The sequence below is a fragment of the Algoriphagus locisalis genome, assembly GCF_900116615.1.
Lineage (GTDB): Bacteria > Bacteroidota > Bacteroidia > Cytophagales > Cyclobacteriaceae > Algoriphagus > Algoriphagus locisalis.
Genome location: NZ_FPBF01000008.1, coordinates 144,611 through 162,435 on the forward strand (window position 1 = coordinate 144,611; position 17,825 = coordinate 162,435).

At 41.4% G+C, this 17,825-nt stretch carries 18 protein-coding genes; 10 read left to right on the forward strand and 8 right to left on the reverse strand.

The annotated features are described in order from the left end of the window. Positions 1-20: 20 nt before the first annotated feature. From BM386_RS19800 to queA, 7 genes are all read right to left on the reverse strand, one after another. Positions 21-1,421 (reverse strand): TolC family protein, encoded by a 1,401-nt coding sequence (locus BM386_RS19800; RefSeq protein ID WP_091697399.1) that lies wholly within the window; start codon positions 1,419-1,421, stop codon positions 21-23. 60 nt (positions 1,422-1,481) lie between these two features. Then, positions 1,482-2,081, reverse strand: coding sequence for a TetR/AcrR family transcriptional regulator (locus BM386_RS19805; protein ID WP_170857136.1), 600 nt, complete (start codon positions 2,079-2,081; stop codon positions 1,482-1,484). A gap of 288 nt (positions 2,082-2,369) precedes the next feature. After that, complete coding sequence (locus BM386_RS19810; RefSeq protein WP_091697401.1) at positions 2,370-3,095, reverse strand: LytR/AlgR family response regulator transcription factor; 726 nt, start codon at positions 3,093-3,095, stop codon at positions 2,370-2,372. Continuing rightward, positions 3,092-4,132 (reverse strand): sensor histidine kinase, encoded by a 1,041-nt coding sequence (locus tag BM386_RS19815; protein ID WP_244545579.1) that lies wholly within the window; start codon positions 4,130-4,132, stop codon positions 3,092-3,094. The genes BM386_RS19810 and BM386_RS19815 overlap by 4 nt, the downstream gene beginning before the upstream one ends. A gap of 29 nt (positions 4,133-4,161) precedes the next feature. Continuing rightward, positions 4,162-5,007 carry a LiaF transmembrane domain-containing protein gene (locus BM386_RS19820; protein WP_091697402.1) on the reverse strand — a complete coding sequence of 282 codons (846 nt, stop codon included), beginning with the start codon at positions 5,005-5,007 and terminating at the stop codon, positions 4,162-4,164. A gap of 133 nt (positions 5,008-5,140) precedes the next feature. Beyond that, entirely contained in the window at positions 5,141-5,830 is a 690-nt protein-coding gene (locus BM386_RS19825; RefSeq protein ID WP_091697404.1) for a 2-C-methyl-D-erythritol 4-phosphate cytidylyltransferase, read from the reverse strand. A gap of 100 nt (positions 5,831-5,930) precedes the next feature. Next, a complete protein-coding gene (gene queA / locus BM386_RS19830; RefSeq protein ID WP_091697405.1) occupies positions 5,931-6,980 on the reverse strand; it encodes a tRNA preQ1(34) S-adenosylmethionine ribosyltransferase-isomerase QueA in 1,050 nt (349 codons plus the stop codon). A 116-nt stretch (positions 6,981-7,096) separates the two neighbouring features. Between queA and BM386_RS19835 the strand changes: the two genes are divergently transcribed. Continuing rightward, positions 7,097-8,344 carry an ABC transporter permease gene (locus tag BM386_RS19835; RefSeq protein WP_091697407.1) on the forward strand — a complete coding sequence of 416 codons (1,248 nt, stop codon included), beginning with the start codon at positions 7,097-7,099 and terminating at the stop codon, positions 8,342-8,344. 70 nt (positions 8,345-8,414) lie between these two features. Here the strand turns inward: BM386_RS19835 and recA are convergent, their stop codons facing one another. Beyond that, positions 8,415-9,449, reverse strand: coding sequence for a recombinase RecA (gene recA, locus BM386_RS19840; protein WP_091697408.1), 1,035 nt, complete (start codon positions 9,447-9,449; stop codon positions 8,415-8,417). A gap of 180 nt (positions 9,450-9,629) precedes the next feature. Here recA and BM386_RS19845 point away from each other — a divergent pair, with 180 nt between their 5' ends. The 9 genes from BM386_RS19845 to BM386_RS19885 all read left to right on the forward strand — a co-directional run bounded on the left by BM386_RS19845 (position 9,630) and on the right by BM386_RS19885 (position 17,759). Next, positions 9,630-10,421, forward strand: coding sequence for a DUF3108 domain-containing protein (locus BM386_RS19845; protein ID WP_091697410.1), 792 nt, complete (start codon positions 9,630-9,632; stop codon positions 10,419-10,421). Positions 10,422-10,572: 151 nt separating this feature from the next. Then, positions 10,573-11,265, forward strand: a complete 693-nt coding sequence (locus BM386_RS19850; RefSeq protein WP_091697411.1) for a response regulator transcription factor — start codon at positions 10,573-10,575, stop codon at positions 11,263-11,265. Further along, entirely contained in the window at positions 11,266-12,342 is a 1,077-nt protein-coding gene (locus tag BM386_RS19855) for a sensor histidine kinase (RefSeq protein WP_091697413.1), read from the forward strand. A 78-nt stretch (positions 12,343-12,420) separates the two neighbouring features. Continuing rightward, complete coding sequence (locus BM386_RS19860) at positions 12,421-13,131, forward strand: RluA family pseudouridine synthase (RefSeq protein ID WP_091697415.1); 711 nt, start codon at positions 12,421-12,423, stop codon at positions 13,129-13,131. 181 nt (positions 13,132-13,312) lie between these two features. Then, on the forward strand, positions 13,313-13,756 hold the full coding sequence (gene rplM, locus BM386_RS19865; protein ID WP_091697417.1) for a 50S ribosomal protein L13: 444 nt from the start codon (positions 13,313-13,315) through the stop codon (positions 13,754-13,756). 9 nt (positions 13,757-13,765) lie between these two features. Further along, positions 13,766-14,152: a 30S ribosomal protein S9 gene (gene rpsI, locus BM386_RS19870; protein ID WP_091697419.1), complete on the forward strand. Its 387-nt coding sequence runs from the start codon at positions 13,766-13,768 to the stop codon at positions 14,150-14,152. Between the two features lie 33 nt (positions 14,153-14,185). After that, complete coding sequence (gene rpsB, locus BM386_RS19875; RefSeq protein ID WP_057937432.1) at positions 14,186-14,947, forward strand: 30S ribosomal protein S2; 762 nt, start codon at positions 14,186-14,188, stop codon at positions 14,945-14,947. A gap of 209 nt (positions 14,948-15,156) precedes the next feature. After that, entirely contained in the window at positions 15,157-15,987 is an 831-nt protein-coding gene (gene tsf / locus BM386_RS19880) for a translation elongation factor Ts (protein WP_091697421.1), read from the forward strand. 194 nt (positions 15,988-16,181) lie between these two features. Then, complete coding sequence (locus BM386_RS19885; protein WP_091697423.1) at positions 16,182-17,759, forward strand: M1 family metallopeptidase; 1,578 nt, start codon at positions 16,182-16,184, stop codon at positions 17,757-17,759. Positions 17,760-17,825 lie beyond the last annotated feature (66 nt).

Genomic DNA, 17,825 nt, shown 5'->3' on the forward strand with positions numbered 1-17,825 from the left:
TTGACCAGTGGTAGTAAAGATTATCTAGTAGGTAATGAAGGTTTTGCTAGTTCATCGTATATGATGCCTAAGGCTTTCTCCAAATCTATTTTGGAAATCAGCCCATCATATAACGCACTCAGGTAGTTGATCTCAGCTTCAATCAGATCGGAGTCAGCCTCCACCACTTCGAAGTTGGACCCTACACCTTCGTTGTATTTAATTCTAGACATGTCATAGACTTCCTGAGCCAATTCCATGCTCTCTCGCTGTACCAATAGAACTTTTAGGTCATTCGCTAGATTTTGTTTAGCCTGAAAGATTTCCAGCTCAATATTCTGATCTAAAAAGAAGCGCTGATTTTCAAGCTGCCGTAGCTGCAATCTGTTGCGTTGGATCCTGGCACTTTTCGAGAAACCATCAAAAATCGGAATGTTCAATGCGATCCCAAGCATGGATGAACTAAACCAGTTTTGACTGTCAAACGTGGTACTAAAAGAATCCCCAGCTCCAGAACGAGAGAAACTACCGTTGAAATCCAAGGTGGGCATGTACTGCACGGTATTGTTTTTCAGGTCTAATTCTGTCAATTCTATATTGGTGTTCAATTGATCCATTTCCACTCTATTCACCCCTTCCTGAGCCAGAAGATCTCTTAATTCCTGCTCAGGATTCAACTCACGAAGTGTCTCGGTGATGACGATATCATATTGCTCAGGAAGCCCCATCTGGATTTTCAATAGCTCTTTGGAAATCTCATAAGCTGTTCTGCTTCGCTCATACTGAGAATAAGTATTATTGCGCTGCACCTTAATACGCGACACATCTAACTTCTCCGAAAACCCAGCCTCATACATCGCTGTAGTCTCTTCGAGCAGGGAATCAATCCTCGATAGGTTAGCTTCCGAAAGCTTGATCCGTTCGGCATTTACCAGCACTCCAAAATAGGCCTTCTTCACATTCTCAATTACATCATTCTCTACTTTCACCCTGTCAAACTCCGTCAATGCTTTATAGGTCTTCGCTGCGCGCAAACCGATGAAAAACGAGCCGTCAAAAATCATCTGGCTTACAGTGACTCCCAAATTACTATTATATCTCACCCCGAAACGAAGTGGCACAACATCAGAAGGGTTATTAGGATCAGCAAAAGGGCCTTCATTTGGAACAAACATCACCTGAACCAACGGGTTGTAGTTCAAACCAAAAGATCCATTGACCTGAGGAAGTCCCGCAGCAGTCTCTTCTTTTATCGTAGTCTCAGAAACCAGGATTTCCAACCGGGCATTTTTGGCATCCACATTGTTTTCCAAGGCAAACTCCAGGGTCTCCTTGAGGTTAAGCTGAAGGGTTTCAGTAGGCGGAATTTCTTGCGCATCTGCCTCTAGCTTGAATAAGCCCAAGGCTAAAAACGTCAGTAAATAATACGTTGATTTAAACATGATATAATTCTAAAAAGGATCTATGCTATGTTAGTTTAGTTTGGGTGTTCAAAAGGTGAATTAATTGGCATTTTGTTTTTCAAAATAAGCCTGCCTCCCCTTTTCGGTGAAAATCCCATGTAAGAAATGATCCATCATGGACATATGTAAGGTGACTATATTATCCACTTCTTTGTCAAAATTAGCTGGATTCATAGCTGCAGTGATTTGGTTTACTCGCATAATTGCCAGGATCTTGGCATTTATTTCAGGACGAAAGTAACCAAGTCTTTTGCCTTTCTCAATGACATTGACGATATCTGTCACAATTACTTTTTCTTTAAATTCAGTAAACATCTCCCACACTTCCGGGAAGTACTTTTGGATCTCAAGCAAAACCATGGGATTCAAGGTAGCCAAGCGCTCTCTTACCATCTTGGAGGTATGTAGCAAATGCTCAATTACCCCATCTTCTACATCCATTATTTCCTCCAGACGATGTTGATCTTGCTTCAAAGACATAGAGAATGCCTCCTTTACAAGTTCCTTCTTGTCTTTAAATTCTTGGTAAATGGTCTTTTTTGACACACCTGCCAATCGTGCAATATCCTCCATAGTAATAGTCCTCACCCCATACAGGCTAAACTGCTCACTGGCTATCTCTATAATCTTCTCTCTCATCTACTCCAATCGCATTGATTTTCAGTTCGCAAAACTATGGAAACTTTAGCCAACACCAAAGTTTCCTACGTCTCAACAACGAACAATATTCGGTCTTAACAGAGAAATAATATAGAAAAGTGTGCGTAAATGAACACATTGATGGTTTTTTGGAATTTTAGGTGGGAAGGAAGTTGAAGACAGAAGATTTAAGACGTTAGATATAAGAGGTTAGATTTTAGAATCTAGAGTCAAGACGAGTCCAGCTCAGACTAAATCCTGCGACTGACAACTGTTTACTTTCGCCTTCTACAGCCCAAGCACCTGCCTCAGCCTTGAATACCCAGTCTTACTTACAGGGACTTTTTCCCCACCGCGCAGCAAGACCAAGTAGTTTTCCCGCTCATAAGGCTCTATTTTGGTGATTTCGTTCAAGTTGATCAAGTAGGATCTGTGCACTCGGACAAACTTGACAGGATCCAGTGCCTCTTCTAGTGATTTCATCGTCATTTTTTTGAGGTATTTCCCATCACCAGTATGAATAGCGATGTAATCGTCCTCAGCTTCAAAGAAACTCACTTCATGGGTTGGAATGATTTTGATCTCATTCTTTACTCTGACTACCAACCGATTTCGTTTCTCAGCCAGTTCATTCAGCTTCTGATTTGATTCTTCTTTCCCATTTTGCTGCGCTAAAAAGCGTTCTATTGCCTGCGAAAACCTCTCCTGCGAAAATGGCTTGAGCAAGTAATCAATTGCCTTGGCATCAAACGCACTTAGCGCATACTGGTCAAAAGCCGTGGTAAAGATCACTGCGGGTGGCTCGTCTAACAATTCCAGCATTTCGAAACCTGTGATTTTGGGCATCTGTACGTCAAGAAAAATCAAATCCGGATTGTGCTCTTGTATGGCTTTGAGTCCCTGAAATCCATTTTGACAAACTCCCACCAACTCAAACTGAGAGAATTTTTCCAAAAATTCCTGCAAAATACTCGCCGCCAGAGGCTCGTCATCTATGATTAAAGTTTTGATCATTTTTGCTGGGGTATTTTTAAACTTACTGTAAAAAGTGCGTCTATAGCAGTGTATTCCAAAAGGTCTTTTCTGCCAAAAAGCAAAAACAACCGCCGATCCACTGAACTCAATCCAAAACCTGTTCCTTTCGGTGCTGAAGTTTCCGGATCAAAAGGATTGTTGATTTTCAGTATTAAATAGTTTTGCTCTTTGTAGGCCCTAACTACTATCTTAACATCTTCTGTGATCCCATACAGCCCGTGTTTTATGGCATTTTCGAGCAGTGGCTGAATCAATAATTGTGGCAGACGCATATGTTGGACTTCTTCTTCCAAATCAAACACCACCTCCAGTCTATGCCCAAATCTCACACGCTCTATGTCCAGGTACATTTTCAGATAACTCAATTCCTCTTCCAGACTAACCCAATGCTGATGATCCTTCCTGATGGTTCCTCGCAGAAAATCCGAAAGCTGCAGCACCATTTCTCTGGCCTTTTGAGGCTGGGAGACAGTCAGCGCACTGATCGAATTCAGACTATTGAAAAGAAAATGAGGCTGAAGCTGTTGGCGTAGTTGAGTCAATTCTGCTTCCCGTGAAAGCTCATTCATCATCGTTTCCCTGACTTTGACCTCCTTCTGCTCCTCAAGTTTGGATACTGCCAAAGCCAAAATCGCTACAAAAATCTCAGCTATTCCTATTATCGTCCAGCGTAGAAGTAGGTGCTCCCGAAGAAAAAGCAGATAGAGTTCATCTTCATCAAAAATCCACTTCAAAAGCTGGTAGTGGAAGTAAATTGCTGCCCAACTAAAGAGTAATGGAAAAACCAAAAGCATCCCGTTGTTGCGTCCTGTGGGAACGTAGAAATCGAATGTACGATCGATGATATTCACTCCAAGGACAAAAATCAAAGCAAAAATCAAGGCATCTACAATCGCTGTTGATTGGTTTATCCCATAGTAGATAAGCAGACCAAAGGAGCCAAGGAACCAGATTACTCCGGCTCCCTGGACGATCCAATTACCTTTAGATGGGTTAGAAAATGCTTTGGAAAACAACAGTCAGGGGGTTTGAATAAGGAATTTCGTTAATATGATTTGATTTCCAAACCTCCGAAGAAAACAGTTCCCCGTATCACTAGAACTTTATCTTGATCTACTTCTGATTGACGATAGACACGTTTGTCCTCCACTCCCGCGGCTATATTGGTCACTTCCACACGGACATCCCAATGTGGAGGCACCACCAGTTTTATTCCCCCAAAGATCACATCCACTTGCAGGTTCACCATTCCAGAGAAATCGGATTGCGTGAGATCCAGGTCGATGCCACCAAAAGCAGCGGTCAATTTCCCGCCTTGGAAATTCTTTGTCAACATCCTTTTATTGATACCACTCATGATAGAATCAATAGACACTGTATCAGAATAGCTAGTTCCTGAGATACCCGACATTCCAGAATAGGATTTTGAGCTGGTGTATTGACTGGAAAAGCCGGACTTTTCGCCCTTATTGTACTCTTCACCCAGTTTAGGCTCCGGATTAGCGGCAGAGGAAAGTGTGGACTTATTCCGGATTTTTTCCTGAATATCTTCAAGCACCTGCTGTTCTTTTCGTTTTTTGGTAATTAAATACACTCCTAGCATTATCAGTGCGATGGGGAATACAAATCGCTGCAGACCAAAATGGAAATCAAATTCCTGCTCCAGCAAAAAGAAGACTCCCAAACCTAGCATAAGTAGCCCAAAGAGGCTTTTAAACTCATGCTTAACCAGGGTAATCACCCCGACGGCAATCAAAATCATTGGCCAGGAAAGTAGCCAGTCCGGGTAAAATACGTCGAGCTTTCTAAGTAGAATCAGGACACCTACAGCGAGGATTATAAATCCGAAGATCATTCCTCCATCATTGTTGTTTATGCGATTTCTTTTCATCAGTTCATCTGTTTAATTTAAAAGATGATCGAATGTACACTGACACCCTAATTCCTGAAATACGAAAAAGGTCAGTTCAACCTAAAAGTCGGTGAAGGCCGCTAAAAAGTCGGTAAAAATTCAGTCAGAAATCTTACCGATCTGACAATTGCTTAGCCGCAATGAATTCCGCATAATCCATATCCTCCGGAGTGGTGATCTTGATATTCTCAGCATTTCCTGAGATCAAGGTCACTTGCCAGCCTTGATTTTCATAGACGGTAGCATCATCGGTAAATTGCTGAAGTTCTGTGACGGCAAATGCCTTCTTGATTTTCTCTACCAGAAAAGTCTGCGGAGTCTGTACCAAGCGAAAATATTGACGTTCTTCATAAAACGACTTCCCGTCGTCCCTCAGTTTTCGGATAGAATCTTTCAATGCAATCACCGCGATCGCACTACCCGCGCGGGCAGCTACTTCAAAACTTTCCTCAATCACTTCTTGCTTCACAAATGGCCTGACTCCATCATGGATGGCAACCAATTCTGTCTCAGGTTTTAGGGAATTCAAACCATTTCTAACAGACTGAAATCTAGAATTGCCCCCAGCGACAAGGCGATGAGGAATAGTGAATTGATAATCTTTGCACAATTCCTTCCAGTATAAAAAATCATTCTGAGGCAAAACCAGAATTAAATCGATAGCGGGATCAACATGATAAAAAACAGATAGTGTGCGCATCAATACAGGCTCTCCGGCTACAGGCAAATATTGCTTGGCCACTGGCCCGCCCATTCTACTTCCTCTTCCTCCTGCTACCAGGATTGCAGCTTTTTTGGTCATATTAATTTTCGGCAAAAGTAAAGATTCGATTCTGCTCTGATTTTACTGTAAAGTTATATCTGTGTGAACATAAAAAAAGCTCCTTTCGGAGCTTTCAGTATTAAAGGATCAACATCGCGTCTCCGTATGAGAAGAATCGATATTTTTCTTTGATGGCTTCTTTGTATGCTTTCATCACCAAATCATATCCTCCGAATGCTGCTGCTGTCATCAGCAAAGTAGATTCAGGTAAATGGAAATTGGTGATCAGTGAATTTGCAATCTTAAACTCGTAGGGTGGGATGATAAACTTATCTGTCCAACCGCTGCTCTCTTTCAGACGACCATTCGCTGTCACTGATGATTCTATCGTTTTCAATGCTGTGGTACCTACTGCCACCACACGCTTTTTAGCATCCAGAGATTTATTGACCAAATTCACCGTTCCAGTAGGGATTTCATAATTCTCCGAATCCATTTTGTGCTTGGTAAGATCTTCTACGTCCACCTGACGGAAAGTTCCCAGCCCCACATGAAGTGTAATAGGAGTCACATCCACACCTTGAAGTTCAAGTCTTTTTAACAAATGTGGGGTAAAATGAAGTCCTGCAGTGGGTGCTGCTACTGCTCCTACGTTTTTTGCAAAAACCGTCTGATACCTTTCTTTATCTTCAGCCTCTACTTTACGCTCAATAAATTCCTTCAAAAGGGGTGTTTCACCTAGGGTATCAATAGTCTTATGAAATTCTTCTTCAGTACCATCAAATAGGAAGCGAATCGTACGTCCACGAGAAGTGGTATTATCAATCACCTCAGCTACCAGATCAGAATCTCCGAAATAAAGCTTGTTGCCTACTCTGATTTTACGGGCCGGATCTACCAACACGTCCCAAAGTTTCAATTCCGCATTTAACTCTCTCAAGAGAAAAACTTCGATTTCAGCACCGGTTTTCTCTTTGTTTCCATAAAGTCTAGCAGGAAATACTTTGGTATCATTGGTAACGAATACATCACCTTCACCAAAGTATTCTATAATATCTTTGAAAACTCTGTGCTCAATTTCACCAGTTTTTCGATGAACAACCATCAGCCTGGATTCATCCCGATTGGCTGCTGGATAATGAGCTACTAGTTTCTTAGGAACGTCAAATTTGAAATCAGATAATTTCATATGTAAGTTTTAGATGTCTTGAGTGATTTAGAATAACTCTAAAAAATGCAAAGATACTAACAAAATCAGGCAATTTCAGCTAACTTGACAAATTGTTTTAAACCAACTAGACACGCATGCTCTTTTTCAAACTCTCATGGGAAAGTTTTCGCTTCGCGATTGCAGCACTAAAAACTAATCTTACACGCACTATTTTATCCCTTCTGGGGGTTACGATTGGTATTTTCGCCATCATTGCGGTTTTCACATTAGTTGATTCCTTAGAAAATAATATCAAATCTTCCTTTTCATTTTTAGGCACAAATGTCATGCGGGTGGATAGATTCCCCTTTGCCAGCGGCCCACAGGACTATCCTTGGTGGAAATATTTCAGAAGACCCCCAGGAACCTTGGACGAATATGAATTTCTTCAGGATAGACTAACCTCCGCGGAGGCAGTAACGATCTCAGCATCTGCATCTACTACTGTAAAAGCCGGAAGTAATGCTTACCAAGGCATGGCTCTCACCGGCGCCGTTTACACCTACCAGGATGTGTATGAACTTTCTATAGAGGAAGGAAGGTATTTTACCGCCTCAGAAATCAATGCCTCCAGAAACTTAGCTATCATAGGCAGGGAAATTGCAAACACTCTTTATCCTCAACAAGAAGTACTTGGGAAACCCATTAAAATCAGGGGGATGAAATTCACCGTAATCGGTGTGTTTGAGGAAGAGGGAGAGGGATTATTTGGTGGTGCTTCCAAGGATGAAGCCTGCCTGATTCCTTATGGCGCTTTCAGCAAAATGTACTACACCGGTAGAAACGGCCTTGAGCCGGAAATCGCGGTTAAAGGCTTGGAAGAAGATATAGGACTAGTCGCTCTAGAAAACGAATTGACTGGATTGCTTCGAGCAAAAAGAGGTCTGAAACCAAGAGATGAAAACAATTTCGCTTTGAACAAAACTGAGTTTATTCAAAATGCCATTGGTTCTGTATTTGATGTCATTTCTATTGCAGGCTGGGTAATAGGCGGATTTTCAATTCTTGTAGGCGGATTCGGTATTGCTAATATTATGTTTGTATCTGTTCGAGAGAGAACTAATATTATTGGTATTCAAAAGTCATTGGGAGCAAAAAATTACTTTATACTGTTCCAGTTTCTATTTGAATCCATATGCCTCAGTTTGATTGGTGGAATAACGGGGATAATTATTGTCTATTTCCTAACCTTCATCCAATTGGGCACTTTAGAAATCATACTATCCATCGGCAACATTATACTGGGACTTGGAGTCTCTACTATTATCGGAGTAGTTTCAGGAATTGTCCCAGCGACTTTAGCAGCAAGAATGGACCCGGTAGAAGCAATCCGGACGACATAATAGGTTCATCCAAAAAAAAGCGGTTGCAAAATATTGGCAACCGCTTTTTTTTGTTTAAAAGTGACAGGAGTTATTCCTCGACCACTACTTCACTTGGACTAGCACCTTTTGACAAACCTGAGGCAGCTTTGATCTTCACTTCCAGTTCTTCCATCAATTCAGGATTATCCAAAAGCAGCGTTTTCACAGACTCTCTACCTTGACCAAGCTTTTCTCCATTGTAAGAGAACCAGGAGCCTGCCTTCTTGATGATATCCAGTTCCACGCCTAGGTCAATGACCTCCCCTACTTTGGAGATTCCTTGCCCATACATGATATCAAACTCTACCACTTTAAACGGAGGAGCAACTTTATTTTTCACCACCTTCACCTTAGTTCTATTACCCAGAATATTGTCAGCACTTTCTTTGATCTGGCCAATTCTCCGAATATCAAGTCGGACAGAAGCATAGAATTTTAGTGCATTACCACCAGTCGTCGTCTCAGGATTACCGAACATCACGCCGATTTTCTCACGAAGCTGGTTGATGAAAATACAGGAACAGCCAGTCTTGTTGATAGCTCCAGTGAGCTTTCGCAAAGCTTGGGACATCAGACGAGCCTGCAAGCCCATCTTGCTATCTCCCATATCGCCTTCCAGTTCGCCTTTTGGCACCAAAGCTGCCACAGAGTCTATCACGATGATATCAATCGCGCCAGAACGGATCAAATGCTCAGCAATCTCAAGAGCCTGTTCACCATTGTCCGGCTGGGAAATCAGAAGATTCTCTGTATCGATCCCCAATTTCTCCGCATAGCTTTTATCAAAAGCATGTTCCGCGTCAATGAATGCTGCTAAGCCACCTGCCTTTTGGGCTTCAGCGATGCAATGTAAAGTCAGCGTAGTTTTTCCCGAAGACTCTGGTCCGTAGATTTCTATAACACGGCCCCGAGGTATCCCTCCTACGCCCAAGGCAATATCCAAACCCAATGAACCAGTAGAGATGGCAGGTATATCTACCACTTTATTATCACTAAGCTTCATTACGGTGCCTTTCCCGTAAGTTTTCTCTAGCTTATCAATGGTAAGCTGCAAGGCTTTTAGTTTTTCGGCGTTATTACTCATGTGTTTTGTATTTGTAAAATCAATTGTATAATGAAAGTAAATAAACAACAGACCATTACCAAGGTGGATTTGTCTATTGTTTCGGAACCCTAAATTCGTAATTTTAATCGCCTTTCGGCACGTTTTTTCGTAATACCTATAGAATATTACCCTTTTCGTCAGGTATTGTCATTGTAATTTATGAAAAGAATCCTCGGATCACTTCTTCTTTTAGTATTCTTCACCCTCTCTGATCTTTCGGCACAGGGCTTTGCAGGCAATGCTCCCTTTACTTTCGGAGAGGAATTATCCTTTGAGGTGTCTTATGGATGGCTGAACCTTGCTGACGCAAAAATGCAGGTTTCCAAGCGAGCTCAAGAGCAGAATGACAAACCACACTATAAAATAGATGTATATGGAAAGACGAAAGGTGCAGCTACCATTTTTGGGAAAGTGAATGATAACTGGGGCACCTACTTAGATATGGAGACTAAGCTGCCTTCTGTTTCCTACCGCCATATTGAGGAGGGAAAATACAGAAAGCATGAGTTCGTTCACTTTGACCAGAAAAACAAGAAAGCGACCATGAAGCTTTTTGACAAGGAGAATAGAAACTTGAAAGAGACGAAAGATTTCGATCTACCCGGACAAGTTCAAGACCTGGTAAGTGGGTTTTACTATTTGAGATTACAAGAATTAAAGGATCTGAAGCCCGGAGAATCCATCGTGATCAGAGGTTTCTTTGACAAAGAAATATATAACATAAAGTTAATCTACGAGGGCACCGAGACACTGGAAACAAACCTTGGCAAGAAAGAAACCTATATTTTCTCTCCACAGCTACCGAAGAATAAACTCTTCCGAGGGGAATTCCCGGTGAAGGTGTGGGTCACAAAGGATCAGAACAAAATACCTGTAAAAATCAAAGCAAACCTCTTCATAGGTTCATTGAATCTGGACATCATCTCAGCAAAGGGGTTGAAAAACAATTAATCTAAAATCACATAACATAGCGGTAACATACGGTTGCATTTGCCAAATAATCCTATCATTTCAAGCAATAACATGCAGCAAAGACAATCTTTTATTTGGCTTCTATCCTTAAATATTCCTTAATTTTGAGCTAAACATTAAGAAACCACTGATGAGCGACAAGCAAAAAATCAAAGTTCTGGTAGTTGATGACGAACCTGATATTGTTGAAATCCTGAAATACAATCTTCAAAAGGAAGGCTACGACGTAGCTACTGCCGAGGATGGAATTAAAGCAGTAAAAGTTGCTGCCAAATTTTTGCCGGATGTGATCCTTCTGGACATCATGATGCCGAATCAGGATGGTGTGGAAACCTGCTTGCAGGTTAGACAAATCCCCGAGCTAAAAAATACTTTTATTATCTTCCTTACGGCCCGTATGGAAGAATACTCCGAAGTGGCGGCATTTGATGTGGGAGCAGATGACTACATCACCAAGCCGATAAAGCCAAGAGCGCTGATGAGTAGGATTTCAGCCTTGTTCAGACGTGAGTCAAAAAAGGAACAAGAGCAGATCCAAATCAAAATCAGAGACCTGGTGATCGACCGAGGGAGCTACACCATCGACAAGTCAGGCAAGACGATCACCTTACCTAAGAAGGAGTTTGAGTTGTTGTATTTTCTAGCCAAAAACCCTAATATCGTTTTCAGTAGAGATGAACTTCTTCAGAATATCTGGGGCGCAGATGTGTTTGTATTGGCAAGAACGGTCGATGTACATATACGGAAAGTGCGTGAGAAAATCGGAGAAGAATATATCACTACTGTCAAAGGTGTAGGCTATAAATTCGAATTAGGGCAATAAATGTTCACCACTTCCAGAGGTATTTCTTTGATCCTGGCTTTAGCTATCTCAGCTCTGGTGGTGGCATTTTTATCGTTAATGGATGGAGCAGGTCTGCTCTTGCTCTTAGTTGCTTGGGGAGTTTCCTTTTCCTCAGCCTATTTGCTGATCTCATTTATGTTGGAGTTTTTGATTTTCAAAGAAATCGGAGACATCTATTCCCTTCTGGAGAAAATCCAGCGAAAAGACCTGTCCGAGATCAGTGAAAAGAGCCGAAAGGGATCAATCTCCCCGCTTCGCAAAATCAACAAAGTCATCAATTCCTACGCCATTGCACGGCAAAAGGAAATCGATACACTGCAAAAAAATGCGGAGTTCAGACGAGAATTTATCGCGGACATTTCCCATGAACTGAAAACGCCGATTTTCGCAACTCAAGGCTATATCCATACGCTATTAGATGGCGCGATCGACGACAAACAAGTCCGAATGCGTTTCCTAAAGCGGGCTGCCAAAAGCTTAGACTCTCTGGACATTTTGGTACAGGACCTACTCACGCTGAATCAGATGGAAAGCGGGGTGATTAAATTCACGTTTACAGAATTTGACTTGAAGGAACTGATAGAGGAAGTGATGGAGGAGCTGGAACACAAAGCTTTCAAGCGGGACATGAACCTAGAGTTCGAGGTAGATCCTGGCAAAACCTACCTGACCAATGGCGATAGACAGAAAATCTACCGGGTGTGCCAAAACCTGATTTTCAACGCCATGAAGTATAACCACAACGGTGGAGAAGTAAAAATATCCATGACGACCCACAAAAACAGCATTCAGGTGGATGTCAAAGACGATGGACAGGGAATTCCTCCGGAAGATCTGAAGCGGATATTTGAACGATTCTATCGAGTGGAGAAGAGCAGAAACAAAAAAGATGGAGGTACGGGATTAGGTTTAGCCATAGTCAAACACATTCTGGAAGGCCATAAAAGCAAGATTTCCGTTAGCTCAACGGTGGGTAAGGGTTCGATTTTTAGTTTTTCTTTGCCTTTGGTGAAAATAGATACTCCAGAAGATAAACTTAAAGTGATAACTCACTAAGAATAAATCCCAGAGAAGTTTTTTACCCATCCTTTTTTCCTTACTTTTGCAGCCTCAATTGAAGAGGCAGGAGAATCCATGAAGAAAGTAGATTTTGATAATCTTATTCTGTTTGAAAACGAGGATTACCTGGTAATCAATAAACCGCCGTATCTATCAAGCTTAGACGACAGACACGAAGCGCAGAACATCCTAGACCTTGCCAAGGCACACACCCCCGATGCCCAACTGTGCCATAGATTGGATAAGGAAACTTCAGGATGTCTAGTGATTGCCAAGAATCCAGCGGCCTACAGGCATTTGGCCATGCAGTTTGAAAGCAGAAAAGTAAACAAGGTCTATCATGCAGTGGTGGAAGGGATCAAGGAATTCAGCGATGAGCTGGTGGACAGGAATCTCTTGGCCAACAACAAAGGAATCGCCAAAGTAAGTAAAGACGGCAAGCCGGCGCAGACAGTTTTCACTACATTGAAGACTTACTATGCGCACACCTTAGTCGAGTGCAAACCCATCACTGGGAGATTGCATCAGATTAGGGTTCACTTGGCTTACCTGAAGTCACCTATTTGTGGTGACACCTTATACGGAGGCAACCCTTTATACCTTTCTTCTATCAAGCGCCGCTTCAATTTAAAAAAAGAGACAGAAGAATTACCGATTATGCAGCGGGTTTCGCTTCATGCTTATTCGATTGGATTTAAGGGTTTGGACGACAAAGAAATTTTCGTAAATGCCCCTTATCCGAAGGATTTCAAGGTTTTGGTCAATCAACTAGAGAAAACCAGCTAAGAAATTTAGATCGAAAAAGAGTAAGAAACGACCGGTTTTGATTGGTAGTAAAACGCTAAGCCTGTGAAAATTAGGACTTAGTATTGGAAATATTTTGCATCGAAAATAAAATACTCCTATCTTTGTGTCCCTTTTTGAGGGTGAAATAAATTTAACAAGCTAAATATTAAACAGTTACACAGTGGATACTTTGAGCTATAAGACCGTATCAGCCAATGCCGCGACTGCAGATAAGCAATGGGTGGTAGTGGATGCCCAAGCAGCAGTTTTGGGTAGATTGGCTAGTGAGGTAGCGAAAATCTTGAGAGGTAAGACGAAGCCAAGCTTCACTCCTCACGCTGATTGTGGTGACAATGTCATCGTAATCAACTCAGACAAAATCAGACTAACTGGTGACAAGTGGGACTCCAAAGTTTATGTGAGACACACTGGCTATCCAGGCGGACAGCGTATTTCTACGCCAAGATTATTGAAGGACAAATCTTCAACTATCCTGATCGAGAAAGCTGTACGAGGCATGTTGCCTAAAAACAGATTAGGAAGAAAATTATACGGCAACTTGTACGTGTATGAAGGATCTGAGCATCCACATACTGCACAGCAGCCTAAAGCCATCACTCTTTAATCGTCTATTATGGAAATGATCAACAAAATCGGTAGAAGAAAAACCTCTGTAGCCAGAATTTACATGGCTCCAGGAAAAGGCGAAATCTCCGTAAACAACAGATCTCTGGAAGTTTACTTTCCTTTTGATCTTCACCAGATCGTAGTGAAGCAGCCACTTGCCCTAGTAGGCGTGGAAGGCAACTACGACATCCAGATCAATGTAGATGGAGGAGGAATCAAAGGTCAGGCAGAAGCAGCCCGTATGGCTATCTCCCGAGCTTTGTGCGAATTCGACGCAGAACACAGACCTGCATTGAAAAAAGAAGGTTTCCTTACCCGTGACCCTAGAATGGTGGAACGTAAGAAGCCAGGACGTAGAAAAGCAAGAAGAAAATTCCAGTTCTCAAAACGTTAATCTGGATTTACTTCAGAATATACAAATTATATTATGGCCAAATTAGAATATAAAGACTTACTAGATGCTGGTGTTCACTTCGGACACTTGACGAGAAAGTGGGATCCGAGAATGGCTCCATACATTTTCATGGAGAAAAATGGTATCCACATCATCGATCTAAACAAAACGCTTGCTAGCCTCGACGAAGCATCTAATGCTATCAAGCAAATCGTACGCTCCGGCAAAAAAGTGATGTTCGTTGCTACCAAGAAGCAAGCGAAAGACCTTGTAGCTACTGAAGCAAAGAGACTTAACATGCCTTACGTAACCGAGAGATGGTTAGGTGGTATGTTGACTAACTTCGCTACTATCCGTAAATCATTGAAGAAAATGTCCGGTTTGGACAAATTGATGAAAGAGGAAGCTTACAAGAACCTTGCGAAGAAGGAACGTTTGATGGTTTCCCGTCAGAAAGACAAAATGGAAGATGTCCTAGGCGGTATCGCTGACCTAAGCAGACTCCCTGCAGCGCTTTTTGTAGTGGACATCAAAAGAGAACACATTGCAATTGCTGAAGCAAAAAAGCTTGGTATCCCTGTTTTCGCATTGGTGGATACGAACTCAAACCCGAACGAGGTTGATTTCGCAATTCCCGCTAATGACGATGCTTTCAAGTCCGTTTCTTTACTAGTTAAAGCGTTCGGTACAGCTATCGAAGAAGGTCTTTCAGAGCGTAAGAAAGACAAAGAAGAAGCTAAACTTTCTGAAGAGGAAGAAGCTAAGAAAGCTGTGGACGCTGAAACAAAAGAATAATCCACACCTTGATTTGAAATAAATTAAAAATTGAACATCAGGTTTCGGCCTATGTTCAATTTTTTTGTTTTACCTGCATTTGTCCTTTGAGGTTTCTCCGTAAGGATAATGCTCCTAATTATAAAGTGAAAAAACCTCGAAGGTCTTCTCTTGAACTTCGAAGTTTTTTAGACAAAACATAATCCGTTTAATTTTAAACTGACAATACAATGGCAATTACTGCACAAGAAGTAAACAAATTGAGACAAATGACCGGTGCCGGTATGATGGATTGCAAAAAAGCACTTACCGAATCAGAAGGCGATTTCGAAAAAGCTGTTGACATCCTCAGAAAGAAAGGTCAAAAAGTATCTGCTTCCAGAGCTGATCGTGAGACTAAAGAAGGTGTAGCTGTAACTAAAGTGACTGAAAATGGCGCTAAAGGAACATTGCTTACTTTGACTTGCGAAACTGACTTTGTTGCTAAAAATGAAGAATTCGGTGCATTTGCAAACACACTACTTGACCTTGCAGTAGAAAACGGAGCAACTTCTGTAGAAGAAATTCTTGCGCTTCCTTTCGAAAACATCACTGTAGCTGAGAAAATCACTGAGATGACTGGTAAGATCGGTGAAAAACTTGAGATCTCTCATTATGAAGTGATTTCTGCTGAAACTGTTGTTCCTTACATACACTCTAATGGTAAATTAGGTGTATTGGTTGGATTAACTAACACAAGCGGAACTGACGTAGAAGAAGCTGGAAAAGACGTAGCAATGCAAATTGCAGCGATGAACCCAGTTGCTTTGGATAAAGACGGAGTTGACTCTTCTGTAGTAGAAAGAGAAATCGAAGTGGGCAAAGAGCAAGCAAGAGCTGAAGGTAAGCCTGAAGAAATGCTTGAGAAAATCGCTTTGGGTAAACTGAACAAGTTCTACAAAGAAAACACTTTGTTGAGCCAGTCTTTTGTGAAAGACAACAACAAAACTATCGCTCAATACCTTGACTCAGTAAGCAAGGGAATGACTGTTTCTGCTTTCAAAAGAGTTTCTATCGGTTAATCCGAAAGATTCTTAATCATAAAAAAACCTCTTCAATTGATTTTGAAGAGGTTTTTTGGTTTTAGACTCATCACTATAGAAAAGTCATACAAATCTCATCCCTTTTAATAGAAACAAAACTTAACCACTTAAATCCAAAAGCAATAAATTAGAATATCTTAGCTTTTACTCCTGAAACCGATACCCCAGATTTTATGAAAAAATTTCTTTTAGTTATTACAATCCTTTTTGCCTCGATCTCTTTAGGTTTTGGTCAAAACTGGGATTGGGGAGGACCGATTGATCCGTTGCAAGCAAAGTTTGAGGTAAAACATTACCGGCTGGAATTTGAGATTCTCCCGGAGAGCCAATCAATCAAAGGTAAAAGCACGGTCACATTTTCCTCCAACAATCAATTAGATACTCTTCGTCTAGACCTTATCGATGAGTATCAAGTGACAAGCGTCCAGGCCAATGGAGCTGATCTGGAGTTTTCACATAACAATGATCTCATAGATATTCTAATCACTTCTTGTTCATGTGATGCGGTGGATATTTTCTATGAGGGAATAACCCCGATTGCGATAAATCCACCATGGGAAGGCGGTTTTACTTGGAAAAAAGATCAATTAGGAAATGATTGGATGGGGCTATCATCGCAAGGAGAAGGGGCAAAGATATTTATGCCTGCATTGGATCACCCTTCTTCAGAAGCCGAAGAGGGCGTTGATCTTTTGATTACCGTTCCAAAACCGTATTTCGTAGCAGCTAACGGAATCCTAGACCAAGTCAAGCAGGACGGCGAAAAACTTACTTATCATTGGACTACGGAATACCCGATCAACAATTATGGAATCAATTTTACCATGGGTGTTTTTCATGAAGAAAAGAAAAACTTCACTTCTGTTTCGGGTGAACAAATCCCGATGCATGTCTGGGTTTTGCAAGAAAACAAAAACAAGGCACAGGATATTTTAGAAGTGCTAGACGTATCCACCCAAACGCATGAGAAATATTTTGGAGCCTACCCTTGGCCAAAAGACAAAGTTGCGATCGTGGAAACTCCCTATCTCGGAATGGAGCACCAGACCATCAATGCGTATGGAAACAATTATCGATTCGTAAAGATGGGCTCAGTCAACTATGATAATTTATTGCACCATGAACTAGGTCATGAGTGGTTCGGGAATAAGGTTTCAGTGAGTGATTGGGCGGATTTCTGGATCCACGAGGGAATTACTGCCTACGGAGACTGGTTGTTCTACTTAGAGCATGGTGGTGAAGAGGCTTACTTCGAAAAAGTAGATGGGACTTTGAAATCTATCAGTCATTCCAAGCCAGTAGCCAGCCCCATAAATAGTACTGAAGAGGAAGCCTATCACTCAGAAATTTATACAAAAGGAGCATTTATCATGCATTCCTTACGCGGGGTTTTAGGTGATGAGGTTTTCTTCCCCATGTTGAAAGCTTTCGCAAATGACCCTAGATTTACTTACGAAAACCAAGTTAACACGCGCGATTTTATTGAATTTGTCCAATCATATACTGGAAAAGATTTGGAAGGTTTTTTCCAGATTTATCTTTACACCACTGATATTCCAGAGGTAAAAATCTCTAAAAAGGGAAACAAAGGCTTTGAAGTTTCACTACAGGGAATCGATTTCGAACTGCCTGTAGAACTGGAAACAGAGAAGGGAATCGAGAAATTTAAGCTAGGCAAGAAACCACTGCTAATTAATAGCATCAACGAGCCAACTGTGGATCCAAGGGGTTGGTTAATGCTAAAAAAATAGTCCTTTAACTTTAATCCTGGATACTATCCGAAAAGATTCTTAATCATAAAAAAACCTCTTCAATTG